The organism is Micromonospora sp. CCTCC AA 2012012, assembly GCF_040499845.1.
Taxonomy (GTDB): Bacteria; Actinomycetota; Actinomycetes; order Mycobacteriales; family Micromonosporaceae; genus Micromonospora; species Micromonospora mangrovi.
The window spans coordinates 4438721-4460925 of record NZ_CP159342.1 but is presented as its reverse complement, the minus strand read 5'-3'; the positions used below and the strand labels follow the sequence as shown (position 1 = coordinate 4460925).

Sequence of the window (22205 nt, the reverse complement as noted above, 5' to 3'; positions counted from 1 at the left end):
CCTCTTGCTAACGTCCCCGCAACATGCGAGAGCAGCGGCGCAGCACCCCGGCGCCGGTCAGCAAGAACTTTCAGAGGTTTCCACTGGCGGGCCGCCCTTCCCCCGGCGGGCCGCCATGACGACAGGAGTACCGATGCGCATCCGTACCGCGGGTGTGGTCGCCGTCCTCGGCCTGGCGCTCGCCGCCTCCGGCTGCGGCGGTAGCGACAGCGACAAGCCGGCCGCCAAGGAGTCCGCCAAGCCGGCGGCCGCGAGCGGCAAGCTGGTCATCTGGGCCGACGACAAGCGGACCGCCGCCCTCAAGCCGTTCGCCGAGCAGTTCGGCAAGGAGAACGGGGTCACCGTCGAGGTGCAGGCCGTCTCCAAGGACCTGCAGACCAACTTCGTGACCGCCTCGCAGCAGGGCAGCGGCCCGGACGTCGTGGTCGGCGCGCACGACTGGATCGGCAACCTGGTCCAGAACGGCGCCATCGACCCGGTCCAGCTCGCCGCCGAGCAGAAGAGCGCGTTCAACGAGACCGCCATCAAGGCGGTGACCTTCAACGGTCAGCTCTACGGCGTGCCCTACGCGACCGAGAACATCGCGCTGATCCGCAACACCGAGCTGGCCCCCAACGCCCCGAAGACGATCGAGGAACTGGTCGCCACCGGCAAGCAGCTCAAGGCCCAGAAGAAGGCCAGCGAGATCCTCTGCCTCCAGTCCGGCCAGAACGGCGACGCGTACCACATCTACCCGCTGTACACCTCGGGTGGCGGCTACCTCTTCGGCACCGGCGCCAACGGCGACTACGACCCGAAGGACCTGGGCGTGGGCAAGCCGGAGTCGATCGCGGCCTTCCAGAAGATCGCCAAGCTCGGTGAGAAGGGCGACGGTGCGCTGAAGCGCTCCATCACCGGCGACAACTCGATCGCCACCTTCACCGGCAAGAAGTGCGCCTACCTGGTCTCCGGCCCGTGGGCGATCGCCGACGCCAAGAAGGCCGGCATCAAGTACGACATCTCCCCGGTCCCCGGCTTCGCCGGCGGCAAGGAGGCCCAGCCGTTCGTGGGCGTCCAGGCGTTCTACGTCGCCGCCAAGGGCAAGAACAAGGCCCTGGCCCAGGAGTTCGTCAGCAACTACGTGACCAAGCCCGAGCTGGCCGTCGCGCTCTACAAGGCCGAGCCGCGCCCGCCGGCGCTGACCGCCGCGTTCGACCAGGTCAAGGGCGAGGACCCGGACCTGGCGAAGTTCTCGGAGGCCGGTAAGAACGGCCAGGTGCTCCCGGCGATCCCGGCCATGGCCGCGATCTGGGACCCGTTCGGCAAGGCGGAGGCCGCCATCATCGGTGGCGCCGACCCGGCCAAGACGATCACGGCCGCTGGCAAGACCATCCAGGGTCAGATCAAGTAATGAGCACGTCGCTGTCCGGCCCGGGGTCTGCCACGCAGACCCCGGGCCGGGGGCCCGTTCGCTCCGGGCTCCCGCGCAAGTCCCGTACCGCGCGGAACCACGCGCCGATCACCGTGACCGGCCTCATCGTCAAGGTGGTCCTGCTCGGCCTGGTGGCCGGGATCGCGCTCTGGGCGGCCTTCCCGCTCATCGAGGCCAAGATGTGGACCGGCCTGGCCATCCTGGTGGCCACCACCGCCGTCCTGTTCTACCTCTACCTCACCCGGCGGCACATCCCGGCGAAGTACCTGGTCCCCGGCACGCTCTTCCTGATCGCCTTCCAGATCTTCCCGGTGCTCTACACCGCCAGCACCGCCTTCACGAACTTCGGCGACGGCCACCGCGGCACCAAGGACGACGCGATCGTCGCCATCCAGAGCTCCTCGGTGAAGCAGGTCCCCGGCTCCGCCGAGTACGCGCTCTCCATCGCCACCAAGGGCGACCCGGCCACCGGCCCGCTGGTCTTCCTGGTCACCGACCCGAAGACCCGCGAGGTCTCCGCCGGTGACGCCGGTGGGCTGCGCAAGCTCGACCCCGGCCAGGTCACGGTCACCCCGACCGGCAAGGTCACCGCCGCCGACGGCTACACCGTGCTCAACTTCGGCCAGGCCAGCGCCCGCAGCAAGGAGATCACCGACCTGGTGGTCCCCACCGCCGGTGGTGCGCTGCGCTCCTCCGGCCTGTCCCGCGCCTACGAGGGCAAGGCCATCCGGGCGTACGACGCCGGGTGCGACTGCATCAAGGACAGCGAGAGCGGCAAGACCTGGACCGCCGACGAGGGTGCCGGCTCCTTCGTCGCCGCCGACGGCGAACGGCTGACCCAGGGCTGGAAGGTCAACGTCGGGCTGAAGAACTTCAGCCGGGTGCTCACCGACCCCGGCATCTCCGGGCCGTTCTTCGGCACGCTGGCCTGGAACTTCGCCTTCGCGCTGGGCTCCACCGGCTTCACCTTCCTGCTCGGCATGGCCATCGCGCTCGCCCTGCACTCGCCCCGGATGAAGGGCACCAACTTCTACCGGGTGCTGCTGATCCTGCCGTACGCCATGCCGTCGTTCGCGATGCTGCTGGTCTGGCGGGACATGTTCAACACCGACTTCGGCCTGATCAACAACCTCTTCGGGGTCGGTGTCGACTGGTTCGGCGGCAGCTGGTCGGCCCGGATCGCGGTGCTGCTGGTGCAGCTCTGGCTGGGCTACCCGTACATGTTCCTGGTGGCCACCGGTGCGCTCCAGGCCATCCCGCGGGAGCTGACCGAGGCCACGTCGGTCGACGGCGCGACGCCGTGGCAGTCGTTCCGGGCGGTCACCCTGCCGCTGCTGCTGGTCGCGCTCTCGCCGCTGCTGATCGCGTCGTTCGCGTACAACTTCAACAACGTCAACGCGATCCTGCTGACCACCGAGGGTGGCCCGTTCGCGCCGGACAACCCGGCCAACGGCGCCACCGACCTGCTGATCACCTACACCTACCGGCTCGCCTTCGGCGCCCAGGGCGCCGAGTTCGGGTTGGCGGCCGCCGTCTCGATCTTCATCTTCGCGATCGTGGCCACGGTGTCGGCGGTCAGCTTCGCCCGGACCCGCAAGCAGGAGGAGGTCTACTCGTGACCACCTACGCGGACGCCCCGACCGCCAACCGCAACGCGACCGGGAAGTCGAAGAACCGCTGGTTCGCCCAGGTGGGCTGGCGGCACCTCGTCGGGATCGTGGCGGTGGCGTTCAGCATCTTCCCGATCCTGTTCGTGATCTCCGCGGCGCTCAACCCGCTCGGCACGCTCTCCTCGACGGAGCTGCTGCCGACCGGGGCGTCGGTGGAGAACTTCACGAACCTCTTCCACAAGACGGCCTTCGGTCACTGGTTCCTCAACTCGCTGCTCCTGGCGGGGGTGGCCAGCTTCGCGTCGATCTTCCTGTCCTCGCTCGCGGCGTACGCGTTCTCCCGGATGCGCTTCGCCGGCCGCCGGGTCGGGCTGCTCACGCTGCTGCTGATCCAGATGTTCCCGCAGTTCCTGGCCATCGTGGCGATCTTCCTGATCTTCACGACGATCACCGACCTGTACCCGGCGATCGGCTTCAACACCCCGTGGGGCCTCTTCCTGCTCTACATGGGTGGCGCGCTGGGCGCGAACACCTGGCTGATGAAGGGCTTCTTCGACACCCTGCCGAAGGAGCTGGACGAGTCGGCGACGATGGACGGGGCCTCGCACGTCCAGGTCTTCTTCCGGATCATGCTGCCGCTGGTGGCGCCGATCCTGGCGGTGACCGGGCTGCTCGCCTTCATCGGCTCGATCAACGAGTTCATCATCGCCAACGTCTTCCTGACCGAACCGAACTCGAAGACCCTCGCGGTCGGCATGTTCGGCCTGGTGGCCGGCGAACGCAACAACAACTTCGGGATGTTCGCGGCGGGCACCCTGCTCACCGCCATCCCCACGGTGCTGGTGTTCCAGATCCTCCAGCGCTACATCGTCTCCGGCCTCACCGCCGGAGCAGTGAAGGGATGAATCGGAGGGGTGGCCACCGCCCGCGCAACGCGAGGTGAGTGGTGCCACTCCGCCGGAAGAGCACGCTGCGGCAAGGGCGTCGGACGACGTACACCGGAGCAGTTTCGGGTTGGGCCGTCGCGGCCGGGAGACCGGTCGCGACGGTCGGTCCCCTTCCTCTCCCCGTCCGACCGACGCGAAAGGCATCGCCATGTCCCTCCAGCCGCACCACGACGGATCCGCCACCTACGTCCCCGAGCAGGAACCCCGGCTCGGCCTGACCGTCCCGGTCTTCGTCCGGGTGCCGGCCGGCGCCGACGTCCGCCAGGTGCACGTCCGGACCACCGGCGACGGCGAGCCGCACTTCGCCGAGGCCACCGTCGACCGCACCGAGGGCGGCGACGTGTGGTGGCGGGCCGACGTCGAGGTCCGCAACCCGGTCAGCAACTACCGCTTCATGCTCAGCGGCGCGAAGGGCTACCGCTGGCTCAACGCCGCCGGCCTGGTCGACCACGACGTGCCCGACAACGGCGACTTCAAGCTGGTCAGCCACGCCCCGCCGCCGGCCTGGGCCCGGGACGCGGTGATCTACCAGATCTTCCCGGACCGGTTCGCCCGCTCCGCGGCCGCCGACGGCCGGACCGCGCCGGACTGGGCCATCCCCTGCGACTGGGACACCCCCGTCATCGGGCGTGGCCCGGAGACCCCGTACCAGTTCTACGGCGGTGACCTGGACGGCATCACGGCGAAGCTGGACCACCTGGACCGGCTCGGCGTGAACACCGTCTATCTCACCCCGATCTTCCCGGCCCGCTCCAACCACCGGTACGACGCGGCCAGCTTCGACACCGTCGACCCGCTGCTCGGCGGGGACGCCGCCCTCGCCCGGCTCGCCGACGCGGTCCGGGCCCGGGGCTGGCGGCTGCTCGGCGACATCACCAGCAACCACACCGGCGACGCGCACGAGTGGTTCACCACCGCGGTCTCCGACGTGCACGCCCCCGAGCGGGAGCTGTACTACTTCGACCTGGCCGGCGGGGACTACGAATCGTGGAACGGTGTCAAGTCGCTGCCGAAGCTGAACTGGGGCAGCGCCGAGCTGCGCCGGCGCTTCGCCACCGCCGAGGACTCGCTGCTGCGCCGCTGGCTGCGCCCCCCGTACGGGCTGGACGGCTGGCGGGTGGACGTGGCCAACATGACCGGCCGGCGGGGCGCGGACGCGTACACCCACGAGGTGGCGCGGCTGCTGCGCGAGGTGGTCGCCGAGACCCGGGCCGACGGGCTGCTGCTCGCCGAGCACGGCCACGACCACACCGGTGACCTGGACCGGGACGGCTGGCACGGCACCATGAACTACGTCGGCTTCACCGACCCGGTCTGGTCCTGGCTGCGGCACGGCGACGACCCGGTGCCGAACTTCCTCGGCACCCCGGGCGGGGTCCGGCGGCGGGACGCCGGTGCGGTGCTGGCCACCATGAACACCTACCGTTCGCTGATCTCCTGGCGGTCGTACGTGCACTCGTGGCAGCTGCTCGGCTCGCACGACTCGGCCCGGATCCGGACCGTGGTCGGCGACGCCGCCCGGCAGGAGGTGGCCGCCGGACTGCTCGCCACCATGCCGGGCACCCCGGTCGTCTTCGCCGGTGACGAGCTGGGGCTGACCGGCACCAACGGGGAGGGCTCGCGTACCCCGATGCCGTGGCACCGGCCGGAGAGCTGGGACCGGCGCACGTTCGACGCGTACCGGTCGCTGCTGGCGCTGCGGCGCGGCGAGCCGCCGCTGCGGCACGGTGGCCTGCGCTGGGTGCACGCCGACGCGGACACCCTGGTCTTCCTGCGTGAGGCGCCGACCGGCACGGTGCTGGTGCTGGCCCGCCGGGCGGCCGGCAGCCCGGTCCGGCTGGCCGGCCTCCCGGCGGGGGAGAACGTGTACGGCGGCGCGCCCGCCCTGCGTCCCGACGCCGACGGCACGGTCGCGCTGCCCGCCGACGGCCCCACCTTCCAGGTCTGGCGCCTGGGCTGACCGCCCGCCAGATCGCGCGCGAACCGTGAGCCGGTGGCCTCCTGTCGCTAGGGAGGCCACCAGTTCCGGGTTCGCCGCCGGTCACGGTATGGGCTCACTCCGCGGGCCGGCTACTACACCCCGTCGTTGATGGGGGAGGATGGCCGGCGTGGAAGCTCTCCGGCTGGTACTTCTCTATGTCCATCTGATCGGGTTCGCGCTGCTGCTCGGCGGCTCGATCGCCCAGTACGTCAGCGGTCGGCTGCGGATCAACGCGGCCATGCTCTGGGGCTCGGTGATCGGTCTGCTGACCGGCCTGGGCCTCGCCGCGCCGCTGCGGGACGGCGACGAGCCGGCGCCCGCCAAACTTGTTACCAAGTTGGTGCTCGCCCTGCTCATCTTTGTCATGGTCTTCTTCTCGCGTAAGCGGGAGTCCGTCGCCCGCGGCCACTTCCTCGCCATCATCGGGTTGACCCTGGTCAACGCGGCCGTGGCGGTCTTCTGGCGCTAGCCTTCCGACCAGGGGAAAGGCGGCGGGAAACGGACGTTCGCGACACCCTCGGCGCAACGAGTGCGACACGAAAAGTGATCTGCCCCACCCAAGGGTTACGTAGGGGTAACAGGCACTCAACAGTCGTGCACGATTGGCGGCCGGTGGGTGGGCGCGGGCGTACGCTCCCGTCCGTAACGTGGGACGCCGGCGGCGCAGGGCAGGCCGGCTCAAGGGCTGCCACCGCGGTGAACGCGGTGTGCAATGGGAAGGAGACGTCTTGCGCTCTGTGCGTGGGATGCGGATCGCCTCCGCCTTCGTGGCGGGTGGGCTCGTGCTGGGCGCCGCCGCGTGTGGTGAGGCCCCCAAGGACGACAAGAACGCCGGTGGCAACGGCGGCAAGAAGTACAGCGCCTGCATGGTGACCGACGTCGGCGGCATCGACGACAAGTCGTTCAACACCTCCGCCTGGGCTGGTCTCCAGGAGGCGAAGAAGCAGAACGACAACATCGACATCAAGTACGTCGCGTCGAAGGCCGAGGCGGACTACGAGGTCAACCTGACCGGGTTCGTCAACCAGAAGTGCGACTTCATCCTGGCCGTCGGTGGCCTGATGCAGGACGCCACCAAGAAGGCCGCCGCCGCGAAGCCGGACCAGCAGTTCGGCATCGTCGACGCCAACCCGGGTGTGGACAACATCTACCCGATGCAGTTCGACACCGCGCAGGCCGCCTTCCAGGCCGGCTACCTGGCCGCCGGGATGAGCAAGACCGGCAAGGTGGGCACCTACGGCGGTCTGCCGATCCCGCCGGTGACCATCTTCATGGACGGCTTCGCCGACGGCGTGGCGTACTACAACAAGGCCAAGAGCAAGAACGTCCAGGTGCTCGGTTGGGACAAGGCGACCCAGAAGGGTTCCTTCACCAACGACTTCGCCAAGCAGGACGAGGGCAAGAAGGTCTCCGACACCCTGGTCGCCCAGGGCGCGGACATCATCATGCCGGTCGCCGGTGGCGCCGGGCTCGGCACCACCGCCGCCGCGCAGGCCTCGGGTGGCAAGTACTCGGTGGTCTGGGTCGACACCGACGGCTGCAAGAGCACCCCGAACTGCCCGGCGCTGCTGACCACGGTCGTCAAGAACATCCAGGACGCCGTCAAGGAGGCCGTGCTCAAGGCCGCCGGTGGCGAGAAGCTCCAGGCGAAGCCCGGCTTCGTCGGCACCCTGGCGAACAACGGTGTCTCGATCGCCCCGTACCACGACTTCGACAGCAAGGTCCCCGCGGACCTCAAGGCCGAGGTCGAGAAGCTGAAGGCGGACATCTCCGCCGGCACCATCACGGTCACCTCGAAGGCCCAGCCGTCCAAGTGACCCTCCGTCCGGCCCTCGCGGTGGAAACATCGGCAGCGGGGGCCGGCGGGCACCAGGCATGACGATCGGCCGCTCCGGCGTACGTGGGGAGACCCGCGACCGCCGGGGCGGCCGATCCGCTCCACCCCTCGGCCGGCCCGCCCCGGGAGGCCGGCCAGGCAGCGGCTACGCTGCACACCCTCGCTCGCACTCCAGGAGGTTGCGCTGAGACTCGAACTGCGCGGCATCACCAAGCGGTTCGGTGATCTGGTCGCCAACGACCACATCGACCTGACGGTGGAGCCTGGAGAGATTCACGCCCTGCTCGGCGAGAACGGTGCCGGCAAGTCCACCCTGATGAACGTCCTCTACGGGCTCTACCAGCCCGACGAGGGCGAGATCCTGGTGGACGGCCAGCCGCTGAAGCTGAAGGGCCCGTCCGACGCGATCACGGCCGGGATCGGCATGGTGCACCAGCACTTCATGCTGGTGCCGGTCTTCACCGTGGCCGAGAACATCATGCTCGGCGCCGAGCAGGTCCGGGGCGGCATCGCCGGCTTCCTGGACCGGCGGCGGGCCCGGCGCGAGGTCGCCGAGGTCTCCGAGCGGTACAACCTGCGGGTCGACCCGGACGCCGTGGTCGAGGACCTGCCGGTCGGCATCCAGCAGCGGGTGGAGATCGTCAAGGCGCTCACCCGCGACGTCGACCTGCTGATCCTCGACGAGCCGACCGCCGTGCTCACCCCGCAGGAGACCGAGGAACTGCTGGCGGTCATGCGGTCGCTCAAGGCCGCCGGCAAGTCGATCGTCTTCATCACCCACAAGCTCGGCGAGGTCAAGGCGATCGCCGACCGGATCACCGTGATCCGGCGCGGGAAGACCGTCGGCACCGCCTCCCCCGAGGCGAGCCGCGACGAGCTGGCCGCCCTGATGGTGGGGCGCAACGTCCGGCTCACCGTGGACAAGCAGCCGGCCACCCCCGGCAAGCCGATCCTGGAGGTCGCCGGCCTGGTGGTCGACGACGACCGGCGGATCCGGGCGGTCGACGGCGTCGACCTGACGGTGCACGCCGGTGAGGTGCTCGGCGTCGCGGGCGTGCAGGGCAACGGCCAGACCGAGCTGATCGAGGCGATCATGGGCCTGCGGCCCGCGCTCGCCGGCACGATCACCCTCGACGGGCAGCCCGTGCACGGCTGGCCGACCAAGAAGGTGCTCCGCGCCGGGGTCGGCTACGTCCCCGAGGACCGCAGCGTCGACGGGCTGGTCAAGGAGTTCTCCGTCGCGGAGAACCTGGTGCTGGACATCTACGACCAGCCGCCCTTCGGCAAGGGCATCTCGCTGAAGCCGGACGCGATCGAGAAGTCGGCGGGGGAGCGGATCGAGCAGTTCGACATCCGTACCTCCTCGGCCGACGCGTCGGTGGGCACCCTCTCCGGCGGTAACCAGCAGAAGGTGATCGTCGCCCGGGAGCTGTCCCGGCCGCTGAAGCTCTTCATCGCCGCCCAGCCGACCCGGGGCGTGGACGTGGGCTCGATCGAGTTCATCCACAGTCGGGTCATCCGCGAGCGGGACGTCGGCACCGCCGTCATGGTCGTCTCCAGCGAGCTGGACGAGGTGATCGGCCTCGCCGACCGGATCGCGGTGATGTACCGCGGCCGGATCATCGGCATCGTCGGCCCGGACACCGCGCGCGAGGAGATCGGCCTGCTGATGGCCGGCATCACCCCGGACACCGCCCCCGCCGGTACGCCGGACGCGGTCGCCCCCGAGGCCCCTGTCGAAGAGGACCAGGCATGAGCAACCCCAACCCGGTGTCCGGCTCGCCGGACAAGGAGCCGGCGACCGAGGCGCAGGTGGCGGAGAGCGCGGGTGGCGGCACCGACCGCGCCGCGACGATGACCGCCCCGAAGCGCCCCGACGAGCAGCCCCGCCCCTCGCTGGGCCGGCTCTTCGTGGACAACCTCTGGGCCGCCAACACGGTCACCGTCACGCTGCTCGCGCTGGTGCTGGCGATGGTGATCGGCGCGGTGCTGATCATCGTGTCGGACCCGGAGGTGCTGGCCACCTACAGCTACATCACCGCCCGCCCGGCGGACGCGCTGAACTCCAGCTGGACGGTGGTCAGCGAGGCGTACGCGAACCTCTTCAAGGGCGCCATCTTCGACCCGGAGGCGTCCGGGTTCAGCGCGGCGCTGAGCCCGATCTCGGAGACCCTCACCTACGCCGCGCCGCTGGTCTTCACCGGTCTGTCGGTGGCGCTGGCCTTCCGCGGCGGCCTGTTCAACATCGGCGCCCAGGGTCAGGCCACCATCGGCGTCATCCTGGCCGCGGTCGCCGGCTTCGCGTTCCCGCTGCCCCCGGGGCTGCACCTGCTCGTCGCGCTGCTCGCCGGCGCGGTCGGCGGTGCGATCTGGGGCTTCATCCCGGGCATCCTCAAGGCGCGCACCGGTGCCCACGAGGTGATCAACACGATCATGCTCAACTACGTGGCGGTCTACTTCCTGTCCTGGATCATCGTCCAGAACGGGGTGCAGAACCCGAACCGCGCCGACGCGATCAGCAAGCCGGTCGAGTCCTCCGCCCAGCTGCCCCGGATCCTCGGGTCCGACCTGCGGGTACACGCCGGCATCCTGCTCGCGGTGCTGGCCACCTGGTTCGTCGCCTGGCTGCTCAACCGTTCCACGCTCGGCTTCGAGCTGCGGGCGGTCGGCGCCAACCCGGACGCCGCGCGGACCGCGGGCATCAGCGTCACCCGGACGTACGTCCTGATCATGGTGATCGCGGGCCTGCTGGCCGGCCTCGGCGGCTCGAACATGGTGCTCGGCTCGACCGCCGACGCGCTGACCCCGCAGGTCGTCGCGCAGATCGGCTTCGACGGCATCCTGGTGGCGCTGCTCGGCCGGGTGAAGCCGTGGGGCGTGCTGCTCGCGGCGCTGCTCTTCGGCGCGCTCCAGGCCGGCGGCAACCGGATGCAGTCGTACTCGGGGATCTCGCTGGAGCTGGTCACCGTGCTCCAGGCGCTGATCGTCATCTTCATCGCCGCACCGGCCCTGGTGAAGGCGATCTTCCAGCTCCGGGCCGCCCGCGCCGCCCGGTTGCAGACGAGCCTGGCGAAGGGCTGGTAAGGCGATGTCCACCACCGCTGTCCCCGACGTCGCCGTCGCGACGGTCGACGAGGGCTTCTGGACGCGTACCCGCAAGGTCGGGGCGGTCCTGCTGGCGCTGGGCGTGCTCGCCGCCGTGCTCTTCGGGGCGCTCGCCACCGGCCAGGCGGCCCGCTTCACCCTCAGCGAGACCGAGGGCGGCGCGGCACTGGAGATCAACGGCACGATCGGCGCGATCGGCTTCGGCATCATCGCCGCCGTCGCCGGTGCGGCCCTGCTCGCCGGGGTGCCGAAGCGCTGGTTCACCGTGCTGCTCGGCGTCGGGCTGGTCGCCTTCGTGCTGAGCTTCCTGTGCTGGCAGGTCTCCGCCGCCCCCGCCGGGCGTAACTTCATGCCCCTGGTCAACATCATCCGGGGCACCTTCGTCCTGGCCCTGCCGTTGATCTTCGGTGCGCTGGCCGGCGTGCTCTGCGAACGCTCCGGCGTGGTGAACGTGGCCATCGAGGGACAGCTGCTGATGGGCGCCTTCAGCGGCGCGCTCTTCGGCAGCCTCTCCGGCAACGTCTGGGTCGGCCTGGTCGCCGCGGCGATCGGCGGCGCGTTCATCTCGCTGCTGCTGGCCGTCTTCGCCATCCGCTACCTGGTCGACCAGGTGGTCATGGGCATCGTGCTGAACCTGCTGGCGGTCGGTGTCACCGGCTTCCTCTACGAGCGGTTGATGCAGACCGACGCGACGAAGTACAACAGCGCACCGCGCTTCTCCAACTGGGAGATCCCGCTGCTGAAGGACATCCCGCTGATCGGGCCGGCGCTGTTCCGGGGCAACATCTTCCTCTATCTCGGCCTGCTGCTGGTGCTGGTCATCCACATCGCGCTGTTCCGCACCCGGTGGGGCCTGCGGACCCGCTCGGTCGGCGAGCACCCGACCGCCGCCGACACGCTCGGCGTCAAGGTGCTCCGGCTGCGCTACCGGAACGTGCTGATGGCGGGCGTGGTCGCCGGCATCGGCGGCGCGTCGTACACCCTGGCGCTCTACTCGTTCACCAAGAACATGATCGGCGGTAAGGGCTTCATCGCCCTGGCCGCGCTGATCTTCGGCCGGTGGAGCCCGACGGGCGCCCTGCTCGCGGCGCTCTTCTTCGGCTTCGCCGACCAGCTCGCCACGTACCTCGGCGCGATCGGCAGCGGCATCCCCAGCCAGTTCCTGGCGATGCTGCCCTACCTGGCGACGATCCTGGCGGTGGCCGGTCTGGTCGGCCGGGTCCGGGCGCCGGCCGCGGACGGCAAGCCGTACATCAAGGGCTGACGGGGGTGAGCGACATGGAGATCGACTGGGAGCGGCTGCGGGCCGCCGCCACCGAGGTGATGCGGCACGCGTACGTGCCGTACTCGAAGTTCCCCGTCGGGGCGGCCGCCCTGGTCGACGACGGCCGGATCGTGGTCGGCTGCAACGTGGAGAACGCCGGCTACGGCGTCACCCTCTGCGCCGAGTGCGGGGTGGTCTCCTCGCTGCACGCCACCGGGGGCGGTCGGCTGGTCGCCATGTCCTGCGTCGACGCCACCGGTGAGCCGCTCATGCCGTGCGGTCGCTGCCGGCAGCTGCTCTGGGAGAACGGCGGCCCGGAGTGCCTGGTCGAGGCGAAGGGCGGACCGCTGCGGATGGCGGAGCTGCTGCCGCACGCGTTCGACGTCGCCGACCTGGAGGCGGTGGTCGGCGAGACCCCGGTGCCGGTGGTGCCGGACCGGCTGGCCGCCTGGCGTGGCCGGGGCAGCGTCTTCGTCCACCCCGACCTGGCCGCCGGGCAGCAGGTCTGGACGGCGTACTGGGAGCGGTCGGCCGGGGACACCGAGGACGCCGAGACCGGTGTCCTGGAGGAGGGCCCCACCTGGGGCGACCCGGCCGCGGCGATCACCTGGGGACTGGCCCGTACGCCCCGGGTGGTGGTGGTCGACGCGTCGGGCACGATCTTCTGGGCCGGTGAGGGTGAGCCGCCGCTGGAGATCCCTGCTCGTTGGGGTGGTTGAGCTTGGGGGATCGGGCCGACCGTCCCCGGCTCCGGGCGGTCAGGCTTGATCCCTCCGCCGGGGACGGTCGGCCCGATCCCTCGGTGGGCACGGTCGCGGTGAGGCATGCCGGCGATCGACGCGATTATGGATGGGAACTCAAAGGTGAGTGCTTTCACGGCGGTTGATGTCATTCGGGCGAAGCGGGACGGCGGGGTGCTCTCCGACGGCCAGATCGACTGGGTGGTCGACGCGTACACGAAGGGGCTGGTGGCCGACGAGCAGATGTCGGCGCTGGCCATGGCGATCCTGCTGCGCGGCATGACCGGCCCGGAGATCGCCCGGTGGACCGCCGCGATGATCGCCAGCGGGGAGCGACTGGACCTGTCGTCCGTGGCCCGGCCCACCGTGGACAAGCACTCCACCGGCGGGGTCGGTGACAAGATCACCCTGCCGCTCACCCCGCTGGTCGCCGCGTGCGGCGGCGCGGTGCCGCAGCTGAGTGGGCGCGGACTCGGTCACACCGGCGGCACGCTGGACAAGCTGGAGTCGATCCCCGGCTGGCGGGCGGCGCTGAGCAACGACGAGTTCATCGCTCAGCTCCGGGACGTGGGCGCGGTGATCTGCGCGGCCGGCGAGGGACTGGCCCCGGCCGACCGCAAGCTGTACGCGCTGCGCGACGTCACCGGCACCGTCGAGGCGATCCCGCTGATCGCCAGCTCGATCATGAGCAAGAAGATCGCCGAGGGCACGGGTGCGCTGGTGCTCGACGTGAAGGTCGGCTCCGGCGCGTTCATGAAGTCCGTCGACGACGCCCGCGAGCTGGCCCGGACCATGGTCGAGCTGGGTGGTGCGCACGGCGTGCGGACGGTCGCCCTGCTGACCGACATGTCGACCCCGCTCGGCCTGGCGATCGGCAACGCCGTCGAGGTGACCGAGTCGGTCGAGGTGCTGGCCGGTGGCGGCCCCGCCGACGTGGTGGAGCTGACCGTGGCGCTGGCCCGGGAGATGCTCGACGCGGCCGGGCTGCCGGACGCGGACCCGGCGGCCGCGCTGCGCGACGGCCGGGCGATGGACGCCTGGCGGCGGATGATCCGCGCGCAGGGCGGTGACCCGGACGCCCCGATGCCGACGGCCAACGAGGTCGAGGTGGTGTGCGCGACCGAGGACGGCTTCGTCGCCGAGGTCGACGCGTACGCGATCGGGGTGGCCGCCTGGCGGCTCGGCGCGGGCCGGGCGCGCAAGGAGGACCCGGTGAGCATCCCGGCGGGGATCGTGCTGCACAAGCGCCCCGGCGACCGGGTCCGGGTCGGCGAGACCCTGTACGAGCTGCGGGCCGAGCACGCGGCCCGGATCCCGGCGGCGCTCGCCGAGGCGGAGCGGGCGGTCCGGATCGCGCCGGACGCCCCTGCGGCGACCCCGTTGGTCATCGAGCGGATCGGCTGATCGATTCCGGTCTCGCGGTGCCGTGGTGCCAGCCACCCGTAACCGCTATCCTCCCTGGCCAGGGGGACCGACCGGCGATGAGCCGATGCGAGCAGACAGGGACCTGAGCCGTGCGTGTATCCGCCCCCGATCCTCGGGCAGTCCGCGAGGCGAGCCTCGACGAGTTGGACCGGTTGGGGCTGCCGCTGCCGCCGCCGCAGTTCCCGCTGGTGTGGGAGCCGGGCGACGAGATCGAGCTGCGTCCGATCGTGGAGATCGAGGCCCGGATCGCCGTCCTGCACCTGATCCTGGCGCGCTGCTTCGGGATGCCCCCGCAGGCGGCCATGACCTGGCTGCTCGGGTCGCACCTGGTCGACATGGTGACGCCGCCGGAGTGGCAGTTCGTGATGGGCGGCAAGGGCGACCACCGGTCGTTCGTGCTGCACCACGACGCGCTCTTCTCGCTCTCCTGGGTGCTCGGGCTCACCAAGGAGCTGGACCCGACGGTGCCGGTGGACGAGCGGCTGGTGGAGCGGATGCCGCACATCCCGGCAGGGGAGACCTTCGCGCAGTGGCGGTCCCGGATCCTGGCCGCCCCGCAGCACCCGGCGGACGCGGCGGCCCTGCTGGACCTGCACTACTGCCTGGACTGGGCCTACCTGGAGACGGAGAAGGCGGGGCGGCGACCGCCCGGGCTGGTCGACGCGAACGCCATCGGTCAGCGCCGGTGGGCGCTGGAGTGGGCGGTGGTGCTGCGCGGGCCGTACCACGACGAGCCGCCGGGGTGGGAAGAGGTCGACCTCTCCACCTGAGTCCGGTCAGCGCGGCCGGTGCACGCCGAGCCGCACGGCGAGGGTCACCCCGACCGGTTCGGGCAGCGCGGCGATCCGGGCGGCGAGCCGGTCCGGGTCGGTGTGCCAGGCGCTCGGCCCCATGCCGACCAGGGTCGCCACCGCCGGCCGGCTGAGCGCGAGCCGGGTCCGGTGCACGGTGACCGACTCCTCGGTGAAGTGCCCGGCGAGGCTCCCCGCCACCCGGTCGGCCTTGGCCGGGTCGACCCGCAGCAGGTCGAGCGCGTCGACCAGCTCGGCGAGGTGGTCCTCGGCGGGGGTGACCACCAGCAGCGCGCCGGCCGGGTCGAGCACCCGGTGGAACTCGGCGCCGTTGCGCGGGGCGAAGACGTTGAGCAGCAGGGCGGCCGAGGCGTCGGCCAGCGGCAGCCGCTGCCAGGTGTCGGCGAGCGCCGCGGCGGCCCGGGGGTGGGCGCGGGCCGCGCGGCGCAGCGCCGGCTTGGAGACGTCCAGGGCGAGACCCACGGCGTCCGGCAGCGCCGCCAGCACCGCCGCGAGGTACCACCCGGTCCCGGCGCCGGCATCCACCACCAGCGGGTACGCGTCGCCGTCCCTCAGTTGTTCGGTGGCGCCCGGTGTCGAGGGTGCGCCCGGTGTCGAGGGTGCCTGGGGTCCGACCCGCTGGTTCGCCGCCTTTGCTCTGCAGCCATCGGCGCAGCATGTCTCGCCGTCGGGTGCTGCTGCGTGGGTGGCTGCAGAGCAAAGGGTGTGCGGGGCAGCGTGACGGTCGGGCGGCGGCGCGGCGTACCGGATCTGCCGTGCGGTGGCGGCGAGAGCCGCGGCGATCGCGTCGTAGTGGCCGGCGGCGAGGAAGTCGGCGCGGGCGGCGACCATCTCGGCGCTGTCCCCGCTGTGCGGGGCGCGGCCGGCGAGCAGGTTCACGTACCCCTGGCGGGCGACGTCGAAGCTGTGCCGGCGCGGGCAGCGCAGCGCCCGCGCGGTGCCCGCGGTGGTCTCGGTCAACGGCTCGGCACAGACCGGGCAGCGCAGCCGGTGCACCACCCGGGGGTCCAGCTCACCGGTCTCGCGCCTGCTCATCCGCCCATTCTCCCGGTCCGGCCCGGGGCGGTCGGCTGCCGGGGCGGGCCGGGCGGTGACTAGGGTCTGAGCATGGCAATCTCGTACGAGGACATCGTCAAGGTCCCGAAGGCGCTACTGCACGATCACCTCGACGGAGGGCTGCGGCCCGCGACGATCGTCGAGCTGGCCGCGGAGATCGGCCACGAGCTGCCCGCCACCGATCCGGCGGCCCTGGGCCGCTGGTTCGTCGACGCGGCCAGCTCGGGTTCGCTGGAGCGCTACCTGGAGACCTTCGCGCACACGGTGGCGGTCATGCAGACCGCGTCCGCGCTGCGCCGGGTGGCCCGGGAGTGCGCGCTGGACCTGGCCGCCGACGGGGTCGTCTACGCCGAGGTCCGGTTCGCCCCGGAGCAGCACCTCGAACAGAACCTGACCCTGGACGAGGTGGTCGAGGCGGTCGTCGCCGGCTTCGTCGAGGGCAGCGCGGAGGCCGCGGCGGCGGGCCACCGGATCCGGGTCGGCACCCTGCTCACCGCGATGCGGCACGCCGCCCGCTCGCAGGAGATCGCCGAGCTGGCGGTGCGGCACCGGGACGCCGGGGTGGTCGGCTTCGACATCGCCGGCGCGGAGGCGGGCTTCCCGCCCACCCGGCACCTGGACGCCTTCGAATACCTCCAGCGGGAGAACTTCCACTTCACCATCCACGCCGGTGAGGCGTTCGGGCTGCCGTCGATCTGGCAGGCGATCCAGTGGTGCGGCGCGGACCGGCTCGGTCACGGCGTCCGGATCGTCGACGACATCACCCCCGGCCCGGAGCCGGTGCTCGGCCGGCTGGCCGCGTACGTGCGGGACAAGCGCATCCCGCTGGAGCTCTGCCCGTCGTCGAACGTGCAGACCGGGGCCGCCGCCTCGATCGCGGAACACCCCATCGGCCTGCTGCGTGACCTGCGTTTCCGGGCGACGGTGAACACCGACAACCGGCTGATGAGCGGCACCTCGATGTCGCGCGAGATGGCGCTGCTGGTGGAGGCCTTCGGCTATGGCTGGAAGGAACTCCAGTGGTTCACCATCAACGCGATGAAGAGCGCCTTCATCCCGTTCGACGAGCGGCTGAAGATCATCGACGAAGTGATCAAGCCGGCGTACGCGAAGCTGATCGGCTGATCAGTGCCGTGGCGGGTGGCCGGCCAGCAGCGCGGCCACCCGGTGCAGCACCTCCCGGGCCCGGGCCGCCTCCGCGCCCAGCCCGGTCTGCCGGCGCAGCACGGCGGGCTCCGCACGCAGCAGCGCCACGCCCCGGGTCAGCAGCACCCGGGGAGCCTTGCGCTGCTCCGCGAGGTCGCGGGCGAGCCGGCGGAGGAAGGTCGCCCCGCGCGGGCGGCGCAGCGCGTACGCCCCGGCGAGCAGGCCCCGTCGACGGCACTCTTCGACGATGTCGGCCGCGAAAATCCCTTCGGCCACGAAAAGTGGCGATCCGGCCACGTCGAATGGCCGGGTGGCCACCCGTCGGTCCGCGCCGATCGCATAAACCGGCACATCGGCCTTGCCGTGGCGGGCCAGTCGGGCAATTGTTTCCACCGCCGCGTCCGAGTCCCACGACAGTGGCGATTCCCAGTCCACCTGTCCGTTCCTACGCGGCAACGTAGGGTCATCGCCGTCCTTGTAGAAGTCGTCCAAGCAGAGGACAGGAAGTCCGGTTCGTTGTGCTACGTACGACTTTCCGGAGCCGGAGGGACCGGCGAGCAGGACGACGCGGTGCGGGTGTTCCATTACCTTCAGTGACTCCGGCCAGACGGATTGCGATCAAATTGCATCAACATCTCATCACACCTCCGGCGAGGGACAACCTGGGCTTTCTCTTTGCGGGGCGGCGTGATGGAATCTCGGAGGTCCGACCCGCCGGGGTCGGTCGCTCGGCGTTGCCCAGGGCAACGTGCGGACGCTGTGATGCGAGGGCGGTGACGTGAGCAAACGGCCAAAGACGGCGGGCTCCTTCCTGTCGCGACTGAGTCGGCCCGCCGGCCGACTCCGCGACATGCCGATCTGGTCCAAGCTCGGTCTGATCATGATCGTGCCGACCATCGCCACGGTCGTGGTCGGCACCACTGGTCTGGTCGACCACCTGGAGACACTCAACAGTGCCAACCGGACCGGGGATCTGGCCAACCTCATCGGCTACTCCGGTGACCTGGTCGACACCCTCCAGGACGAGCGGACCGCGGCGGTCCTCTTCCTCGGTGCCAACGACCCGAGGAACGTGCAGGCCAAGGCCCAGTACCAGGAGGCCTACAACCGGGCCGGCTCGCGGGTCGACCAGAGCACCCGGCCCTACCTCCAGCAGCGCGTGGAGATCGACGGCCTGCCGCGGAACTTCGAGGCACTGCTCAACCAGATCGACAGTGACCTGACCAACCTGCCCGGCACCCGCAGCCAGGTCTTCAACGGCAAGTTCAAGCAGACCGACGCGATCGGGGCCTACGAGGGCCTGATCGAGGAGCTGATCTCGGTCCGCGACTCGGCCACCCAGCTCGCCGGCGACAACGACCTGAGCGACCACATGCGCGCCGTCGCCGCCGTCGCCCGGGAGAAGGAATACCTCTCCCAGCGGCGGGTGGTCGGCCACCGCGCCCTCGGCACGAAGGAGCTCACCCCGGTCCTGCGGGACGCCTTCATCGCCACCGGCACCGGCCAGGCCCAGGCCAAACAGAGCTTCCAGGCCGTCGCCACCCAGAGCGACCAGGAGTTCTACCAGCAGACGGTCGCCGGCTCCGACCTGCGTGAGTCGCAGCTCTACAGCGACAAGATCAGCCAGAGCATCAACGGTGACCTGAGTGGGCTGAAGTTCGGTGCCGACCAGTGGGACGCCGCCATGGTGGCCAACGCCAAGCTGGTCCGTACGGTCGAGGCGCAGCTCGACGCCAACGTGGTGCGGCAGGCCGACCAGCTCCGCTCGGACGTGCAGCGCCAGGTGTTCCTGGAGACCGGCCTGCTGCTCAGCATGCTGCTGCTGGCCATCCTCTTCGCGTACCTGGTCGCCCGCTCGATGGCGCGGTCGTTGCGCGACCTGCGTCAGGGCGCCCTCTCCGTGGCCCAGTACGGCCTCCCGCAGGCCGTCGCCCGGCTGCGCGACCCACAGGTGACGGGGCAGCTCTCCCCGGTCCAGCTCGCCAACCAGATCGCCGAGCCGCTGCCGGTACGGAGCAAGGACGAGTTCGGCCAGGTGACCGAGGCGTTCAACGCCGTCCACCTGGAGGCCGTCCGGACCGCCGCCGAGCAGGCCGCCCTGCGGGCCTCCGTCGCGACCATGTTCGTCAACCTGGCCCGTCGTTCGCAGATCCTGGTCGACCGCCTGATCGGTCACCTGGACCGGCTGGAGCGCGGCGAGGAGGACCCGGACCGGCTGGCCGAGCTCTTCCAGCTCGACCACCTGGCCACCCGGATGCGCCGTAACGACGAGAACCTGCTCGTCCTCGCGGGCGCCGACTCCACCCGCGTGCAGCGGGAGCCGGCCGCCCTGATCGACGTGCTCCGGGCCGCCCAGTCCGAGGTCGAGCACTACACGCGGATCGAGTTCGGCGTCATCGACCGGGACATCGAGGTCTCCGCGCACGCGGTCAACGACCTGGTGCACCTGGTCGCCGAGCTCTTCGACAACGCCACCGCCTTCTCCCCGCCGGACTCGGCCGTCATGGTCGAGGCCCGCCGGGTCGGCGACCGTGCCTCGCTCTATGTCGAGGACCGCGGCATCGGCATCAGCCCCGACCAGCTTCACGACCTCAACGAGCGGCTCGCCACGCCGCCGCAGGTGGACGTGGCGGTCTCCCGGATGATGGGCCTCGTCGTGGTCGCCCGGCTGGCCTCCCGGCACGGCGTGAAGGTCGAGCTGCGCCCGGGTGTCGACCGGGGCACCGTCGCCGACGTCACGCTGCCCACCTCGGTCCTGGTGCCCCGCGCCCTCGCCGGTCGGGGGCAGGGCGCCCCGGCGCTCCCCGCGGCCAGCGGCCCGGCGCCGACCTTCGGCGGCGCGGCACCCGCCTTCGGCGGCGCGCAGCCGGGCGCTCCGACGCCCGCCTTCGGCGCCCTGGCGGCCCTCGGTCACGGCCCGGGCACCCCGCCGGCGCCGCGTCCGGGTGAGTCCGGCAACCAGGTCACCCTCGGCGGTCGCCCGTTCGACCCGGCCCCGCGCAACGGCTCCGGTACGCCGGCCTCCGGCGGCTCGCGCTCGATGCCGGCCTGGTCGGACCTGACCGGTGCCAGCGCCCTCAACGGCGCCGACCCGTTCACGCCGCGGCCCACCAACGGCCAGTCGATCGACCCGCTGCCGCAGCGGCGCAACCCCGGCGACGACCCGGCGACCACCGGTCAGCAGCCGGTGATCCCGCGGCAGCTGCCCAGCAGCCCGGAGGCGCGGCCCTACCCGCCGACGGTCCCGCCGGTCTCCGCGCCGCCGCTGCCGCCGGTCTCCGGTGTCCCGGTCTCCGCCGCGCCGGTCTCCGGGCACCCGGTGTCCGGGCAGCCGGTCTCGGGGCAGCCGGTCTCGGCCGCGCCGGTCTCCGGTCACCCCGTGTCGGCCGCGCCCGCCGGGCAGCCGGTCTCCGCCGCGCCCGCCCCGGGCCAGCCGGTCTCCGCGCCGCCCTCCTTCGGTCAGCTCCCGCCGCGTCCGGCACCGCCGGCACCCGCGTCGAGCGCCGCGGCGCCGCCGGCCTGGCCGCCGGTCGCCGCCCCGGACCCGGCGACCCCGCCGGTGCCCGAGCGGCTCTCCGCCGCCCTGGACATGACCACCGAGCTGCCCCGGGTCCCGCGCGGCACCGACAGCCCGGCTGTCACGCCGCAGCAGGCCGCTCCGCAGCCCGCCCCGCAGCAGGCCGCCAACCGGCCGCCGGTCGCGAACCGGCCGCCGAGCACGCCGCAGCAGGCCCCCAACCGGCAGCGGTACGCGGACGAGACGATGGAGCTGCCGATCTTCCGGGAGCTCGAGTCGGCCTGGTTCCGTACCCGTCGGCCGGGGCCGGAGGAGGCAGCCGCCGCCGGGCAGACCACCGCTCCGCAGCCCGCCGCCGCGCAGCCGGCCGCCCCCCAGCCCGGTGGTGCGGCCGCGACGCAGCAGTTCGCCAGGGTCGACGCCACCGGCCGGGCCGTCCAGCAGCCACCATCCGGGACGACAGGTAACACGCCGATGGCACAGACCCCGACGGCCGGCGGCGCACCGCGCGACAACGGCCCGACGACGAACGGGGGCAGCCGCCCCGGGTTCGCCGAGGCCCTGCCCAACCGGCGGCCCCAGCCGCCGGTCGGGGGCTGGCAGACGGCGGCCGACGACGGCTGGAAGGCCGCCTCGGCGGCCACCGAGGTGCCGGTCGAGGCGACCACGCCGAAGGGCCTGCCCAAGCGGACCCCGATGGCGCAGCTCGTCCCCGGCGGCGTGGAGAAGCCGAGCACCTCGGTGCAGAAGCGGACGCCGGAAGGGGTCCGGGGCCTGCTCTCCGCCTACCATCGGGGTGTGCAGCGCGGGCGTACCACCCCCACCGACAGCAACTCGACCGGCCCGGAGGCGACTCCGGGTGGGCAGCAGTCCTCGCAGTCTGGCTCAGGCCCGGTGGCCGGGAGCGGGCAGAAGGAGCAACAAGGATGACAACTACGCAGGATCTCGGTTGGCTGCTCGCCAACTTCGCCGACCGGGTGCCCGGTGTCGCGCACGCGGTCGCCGTCTCGGCGGACGGCCTGCTCCTCGCGTCGTCCCGGGACCTTCCGCGGGACCGGGCCGACCAGCTGGCCGCCATCGCCTCCGGCCTGGTCAGCCTGACCCAGGGCGCGGCGCGCTGCTTCGAGGGCGGGGCGGTGCTGCAGACCGTCGTCGAGATGGACAACGGCTTCCTGTTCCTGATGTCCATCTCGGACGGCTCGTCCTTCGCGGTGCTCGCGGCGCGTAGCTGCGACGTCGGGCAGGTCGGCTACGAGATGGCCCTGCTCGTCGACCGGGTGGGTGACGCGCTGACCCCGCAGCCGCGTACGGCTGTCGGGATGATGGGCTGATCCACGCGCCGACCGGTGGGTCA

17 protein-coding genes are annotated in these 22205 nt (G+C 71.7%); 15 read left to right on the top strand and 2 right to left on the bottom strand.

Going from position 1 to position 22205, the window contains the following annotated elements; translation table 11 throughout:
* Positions 1–133: 133 nt before the first annotated feature.
* The 12 genes from ABUL08_RS19595 to ABUL08_RS19540 all read left to right on the top strand — a co-directional run bounded on the left by ABUL08_RS19595 (position 134) and on the right by ABUL08_RS19540 (position 15090).
* Positions 134–1390, top strand: coding sequence for a sugar ABC transporter substrate-binding protein (locus tag ABUL08_RS19595; protein ID WP_350931372.1), 1257 nt, complete (start codon positions 134–136; stop codon positions 1388–1390).
* On the top strand, positions 1390–3030 hold the full coding sequence (locus tag ABUL08_RS19590; protein ID WP_350931371.1) for an ABC transporter permease subunit: 1641 nt from the start codon (positions 1390–1392) through the stop codon (positions 3028–3030). The genes ABUL08_RS19595 and ABUL08_RS19590 overlap by 1 nt, the downstream gene beginning before the upstream one ends.
* Positions 3027–3926 (top strand): sugar ABC transporter permease, encoded by a 900-nt coding sequence (locus ABUL08_RS19585; protein WP_350931370.1) that lies wholly within the window; start codon positions 3027–3029, stop codon positions 3924–3926. The genes ABUL08_RS19590 and ABUL08_RS19585 overlap by 4 nt, the downstream gene beginning before the upstream one ends.
* Positions 3927–4116: 190 nt before the next feature.
* Entirely contained in the window at positions 4117–5928 is a 1812-nt protein-coding gene (locus tag ABUL08_RS19580) for a glycoside hydrolase family 13 protein (protein WP_350931368.1), read from the top strand.
* A gap of 148 nt (positions 5929–6076) precedes the next feature.
* Positions 6077–6418: a hypothetical protein gene (locus ABUL08_RS19575; protein WP_350931367.1), complete on the top strand. Its 342-nt coding sequence runs from the start codon at positions 6077–6079 to the stop codon at positions 6416–6418.
* 277 nt (positions 6419–6695) lie between these two features.
* Complete coding sequence (locus tag ABUL08_RS19570) at positions 6696–7766, top strand: BMP family lipoprotein (RefSeq protein ID WP_350938731.1); 1071 nt, start codon at positions 6696–6698, stop codon at positions 7764–7766.
* Between the two features lie 204 nt (positions 7767–7970).
* Positions 7971–9542 carry an ABC transporter ATP-binding protein gene (locus tag ABUL08_RS19565; protein WP_350938729.1) on the top strand — a complete coding sequence of 524 codons (1572 nt, stop codon included), beginning with the start codon at positions 7971–7973 and terminating at the stop codon, positions 9540–9542.
* Positions 9539–10870: an ABC transporter permease gene (locus ABUL08_RS19560; protein ID WP_350931366.1), complete on the top strand. Its 1332-nt coding sequence runs from the start codon at positions 9539–9541 to the stop codon at positions 10868–10870. Before ABUL08_RS19565 ends, ABUL08_RS19560 begins: the two co-directional genes overlap by 4 nt.
* 4 nt (positions 10871–10874) lie before the next feature.
* The gene (locus tag ABUL08_RS19555) at positions 10875–12155 is read left to right on the top strand and encodes an ABC transporter permease (protein ID WP_350931365.1); all 1281 of its coding nucleotides are present in this window, start codon (positions 10875–10877) and stop codon (positions 12153–12155) included.
* Positions 12156–12169: 14 nt separating this feature from the next.
* Positions 12170–12874 carry a cytidine deaminase gene (locus tag ABUL08_RS19550; protein WP_350931364.1) on the top strand — a complete coding sequence of 235 codons (705 nt, stop codon included), beginning with the start codon at positions 12170–12172 and terminating at the stop codon, positions 12872–12874.
* A gap of 144 nt (positions 12875–13018) precedes the next feature.
* Complete coding sequence (locus tag ABUL08_RS19545; protein WP_350931363.1) at positions 13019–14299, top strand: thymidine phosphorylase; 1281 nt, start codon at positions 13019–13021, stop codon at positions 14297–14299.
* Positions 14300–14409: 110 nt separating this feature from the next.
* Positions 14410–15090: a DUF4272 domain-containing protein gene (locus ABUL08_RS19540; protein WP_350931361.1), complete on the top strand. Its 681-nt coding sequence runs from the start codon at positions 14410–14412 to the stop codon at positions 15088–15090.
* A 6-nt stretch (positions 15091–15096) separates the two neighbouring features.
* On the opposite strand, the gene ABUL08_RS30700 is transcribed toward ABUL08_RS19540, so the two are convergent.
* The gene (locus tag ABUL08_RS30700) at positions 15097–16143 is read right to left on the bottom strand and encodes a putative RNA methyltransferase (RefSeq protein WP_377522548.1); all 1047 of its coding nucleotides are present in this window, start codon (positions 16141–16143) and stop codon (positions 15097–15099) included.
* 96 nt (positions 16144–16239) lie between these two features.
* On the opposite strand from ABUL08_RS30700, the gene ABUL08_RS19525 reads away from it, so the two are divergent.
* Positions 16240–17313: an adenosine deaminase gene (locus ABUL08_RS19525; RefSeq protein ID WP_350931360.1), complete on the top strand. Its 1074-nt coding sequence runs from the start codon at positions 16240–16242 to the stop codon at positions 17311–17313.
* Here ABUL08_RS19525 and ABUL08_RS19520 read toward each other — a convergent pair whose 3' ends face one another.
* Positions 17314–17610, bottom strand: a complete 297-nt coding sequence (locus ABUL08_RS19520; protein ID WP_350931359.1) for a hypothetical protein — start codon at positions 17608–17610, stop codon at positions 17314–17316. It lies immediately after the preceding gene.
* Positions 17611–18112: 502 nt separating this feature from the next.
* Between ABUL08_RS19520 and ABUL08_RS19515 the strand changes: the two genes are divergently transcribed.
* Both ABUL08_RS19515 and ABUL08_RS19510 read left to right on the top strand, forming a co-directional pair.
* The gene (locus ABUL08_RS19515) at positions 18113–21781 is read left to right on the top strand and encodes a sensor histidine kinase (RefSeq protein ID WP_350931358.1); all 3669 of its coding nucleotides are present in this window, start codon (positions 18113–18115) and stop codon (positions 21779–21781) included.
* Complete coding sequence (locus tag ABUL08_RS19510; RefSeq protein WP_013283992.1) at positions 21778–22182, top strand: roadblock/LC7 domain-containing protein; 405 nt, start codon at positions 21778–21780, stop codon at positions 22180–22182. The genes ABUL08_RS19515 and ABUL08_RS19510 overlap by 4 nt, the downstream gene beginning before the upstream one ends.
* Positions 22183–22205 lie beyond the last annotated feature (23 nt).